Annotated in this window: 3 protein-coding genes; 2 read left to right on the forward strand and 1 reads right to left on the reverse strand. The window is 64.5% G+C overall.

Annotated features, from left to right (window positions below):
- Window positions 1–1,629 (forward strand): flagellar biosynthesis protein FlhA (locus V7E26_RS29730; protein WP_324422954.1); only part of this gene is annotated, 1,629 nt, incomplete at its 5' end.
- Between the two features lie 316 nt (window positions 1,630–1,945).
- Window positions 1,946–2,152, forward strand: a complete 207-nt coding sequence (locus tag V7E26_RS29735; protein WP_324422955.1) for a hypothetical protein — start codon at window positions 1,946–1,948, stop codon at window positions 2,150–2,152.
- 257 nt (window positions 2,153–2,409) lie between these two features.
- On the opposite strand, the gene V7E26_RS29740 is transcribed toward V7E26_RS29735, so the two are convergent.
- Window positions 2,410–3,288 carry an anti-sigma factor gene (locus V7E26_RS29740; RefSeq protein ID WP_324422956.1) on the reverse strand — a complete coding sequence of 293 codons (879 nt, stop codon included), beginning with the start codon at window positions 3,286–3,288 and terminating at the stop codon, window positions 2,410–2,412.
- Window positions 3,289–3,302 lie beyond the last annotated feature (14 nt).

Consider the following 3,302-nt stretch of genomic DNA (forward strand, 5'->3'; position numbering starts at 1 on the left):
ATGCCCGGCAAGCAGATGGCGATCGACGCCGACCTCTCCGCCGGCCTGATCGACGAGAAGACCGCCAAGGAACGGCGCAAGGCGCTGGAGGACGAAAGCGGCTTCTTCGGCGCCATGGACGGTGCCTCGAAATTCGTCCGCGGCGACGCCATCGCGGGCCTGCTCATCGTCTTCATCAACATCGTCGGCGGCATCATCATCGGCGTGGCCCAGCAGGGCATGAGTTTCGGCGACGCCGCCCGCACCTATACCGTGCTGACGGTCGGTGACGGCCTCGTCACGCAGGTACCGGCGCTGATCGTCTCGACCGCGGCGGGCCTGCTGGTCTCCAAGGCCGGCATCACCGGCGCCGCCGACAAGGCGCTGATGAAGCAGCTCTCGGGCTATCCGCAGGCGCTCGGCATGTCGGCCGGCGTGATGCTGGTGCTGGCGCTCCTGCCGGGTATTCCGATGCTCCCGTTCCTCGCGCTCGGCGGCGGTGCCGCCGCGCTGGCCTGGAAGGCGCGCAACCAGAAGCAGATCGCCAGGGCCCAGGAAGCGGCCGCTGCCGCCGCGCCCGATGCCGCTGCCGCCGCCGCGGCGGCCGCCGCGGAAGAGCCGATCGCCTCCGCGCTCAAGATCGACGACCTCAAGATCGAACTCGGCTACGCGCTGCTGCCGCTGGTCAACGGCCCCGACGGCACCGACCGCCTGACCGAGCAGATCAAGGCGCTGCGCCGTTCGCTCGCGATCGAAATGGGCTTTGTGATGCCGGCGGTGCGCATCCTCGACAACGTGCAGCTCGAGGCCAACACCTATGTCATCAAGATCAAGGAAGTCGACGCCGGCTCCGGCAAGATCTGGCCGAACCAGTTCATGGTGATGGATCCCGCCGGTAACCAGGTCGGCGTGCCCGGCATTCATACCGTCGAGCCGACCTTTGGTCTTCCGGCGACCTGGGTCGATGCCGCGCTGAAGGAAGAGGCTTCGCTGAAGGGCTATACCGTGGTCGACGCCGCCACCGTGCTGTCGACGCATCTGACCGAGCTGCTCAAGAACAACATGAGCGACCTGCTGTCCTATGGCGAGGTTCAGAAGCTCCTGAAGGATCTGCCGAAGGAACAGGGCGAACTGGTCAAGGACATCGTGCCGAGCCAGGTCACGGTATCGGGCATCCAGCGCGTGCTGCAGCTTCTGTTGTCCGAGCGCATCTCGATCCGCGACCTCTCGACCATTCTCGAAGGCATCGCCGACGCGCTCGCCTTCTCGCGCAACCCAGCGATCATGGTCGAGCACGTCCGCGCCCGCCTCGCCCGCCAGATCTGCGCGCAGAACACCTCCTTCAACGGCTACCTGCCGCTGATTGCGCTATCGGCGCGCTGGGAGCAGGCGTTTGCGGAATCGATCCTGGGCCAGGGCGAAGAACGCAGCCTCGCCATGCAGCCCTCAAAACTCTCGGAGTTCATGACCGCTGTTCGCAACGCCTTCGAGCAGGCCGCGCGCGAGGGCGAGGCGCCGGCACTGGTTACCTCAGCGGCGATCCGCCCGTTCGTCCGCTCGCTTGTGGAGCGCTTCCGCGCGCAGACGACGGTATTGTCGCAGGCCGAAATCCATCCGCGCGCGCGGCTGAAAACGGTGGGAAGCGTGTAGCGGCCCGGTGCAAATCACCAAAAAATCCCGAGACGTTTTCGTCACATGCAAATGGTTTGTTAGAACTGGGTAAATCGGCGCCGCAATCCGCACGCGGCGCGGCCACTTCCATAAAATACTGTAATGCATAAACAATTATTCATTTTCAGCCGCGTGAGGCGCGCTGCCGGTCGCGGTCGTTCAAGTCTTTTCACTGCCTTGTGATCGACCCTTTGGAACGAATTCCCGAATTACTACGTTTTCGGAGGACGAGACGTTGAACCCGCCGTGGAGGCATACGACAAATCCACATACGGGAAGGCGGCAGGAGACTTCCATGAACCACTCGATCTACAGCGCAGATCGCACGACCCATCTCAAGATCGTGGTTGTGGCACTCGTGGCAGGTATCGTGGTCGCCGGTTTCAGCATCTCGGCGCGCACCAGCTCGGACGAAGGTCTCACTCAGACCGCGAGCACGCGCGTGATGAAGGCCGGCAAGCCGGTCGTCGTCACCAGCTCAGGCAACTCAGTCGTTCGCTAGAGGAGACGAATTTTCGGAATTCACGCGGCTCTTTACAGCCCCCCAAAGTCGCCACGTGGATATTAAGACCCCAACTACCCCCAAGTTGACTGCGAAAACGCCCGCTCCCCACGGGCGTTTTCTTTTTTTGTGCACCACATCCGCCGACCTTATCCTGAGGAGCCTGCGCAAGCAGGCGTCTCGAAGGATGGCCGCAGGCGAGATGGGGCCACGTGGTTCGAGACGCGCGCAAGGGCGCGTTCCTCACCATGAGGGTCTTAGCGCGCCGGCACCGTCTCGATCAGCTTGCCGGTAAAGATCGGCGTCGAGGTCGGCTGGCCGGTCGGGGAGCCGCCGGCCGGCTCGACGGTAACCGCGAAGGTGGCGTTGTTGATGGTGCCGGAGTCGAAGTCGGACAGCACCGGCCGCGCGGTGAAATCGCTGCCGCCGATCACGCCGAGCGAGCGCGGCTGCGGCAGATTGTCGGAAACCAGCCAGAGCTCGAAGCTCTTGCCCGGCTGGCCCTCCGCTCCGACCTTGCGGATGGTAAAATTCCTGGTCGCGGCATCGACCGTCAGGATGAAGGCGGGCGACGCGGCGTCGCGCTGCAGCAACGCGACATATTGCGCTGACGGCAGCGCCGGCGTCTTCACCTCGACGGTCTGGATGCGCGGCGCCGGCCGCAGCGCCTCCGGCAACAGATCCGGCTGATAGACCTGCACCGCCAGCATCGCGACCAGTGCCGCCGCCATTGCGCTCGTGATGGATGCGATATTGCGCCAGCGCTTCGCCCGCGCGTCCGACAAGCGGATGATGCTGGAATCAGTCGCGGTGGGCGCTTCGACGATCGGCGGCGCCTCGGCGACCACGGGCTCGGCCGCCGGCTCGAGCGACGGCGTCTCGGGCAGCACCAGCGGCGCCTGTTGTTCGGCCGAATGTCCGATCGCAGCCTTGATGTTCTCCCATACGATCGGTCGCGGCTCGATCGAGCCGACCATCTGGTTCAGCGTGCCGAGCCGATATTCCCAGGCCTGCACGATCGCGCCGAATTCGCTGTCGACAGCCATCATGGTCTCGACCTGCGCGCGTTCCTCGGCATCGAGGGTGCCGAGTGCATATTCCGCGGCGAGCGCGATATGGTCTTCGCTATAGGCCATCGTTCAAGATCCGG

The organism is Bradyrhizobium sp., from assembly GCF_036735945.1.
GTDB lineage: Bacteria > Pseudomonadota > Alphaproteobacteria > Rhizobiales > Xanthobacteraceae > Bradyrhizobium.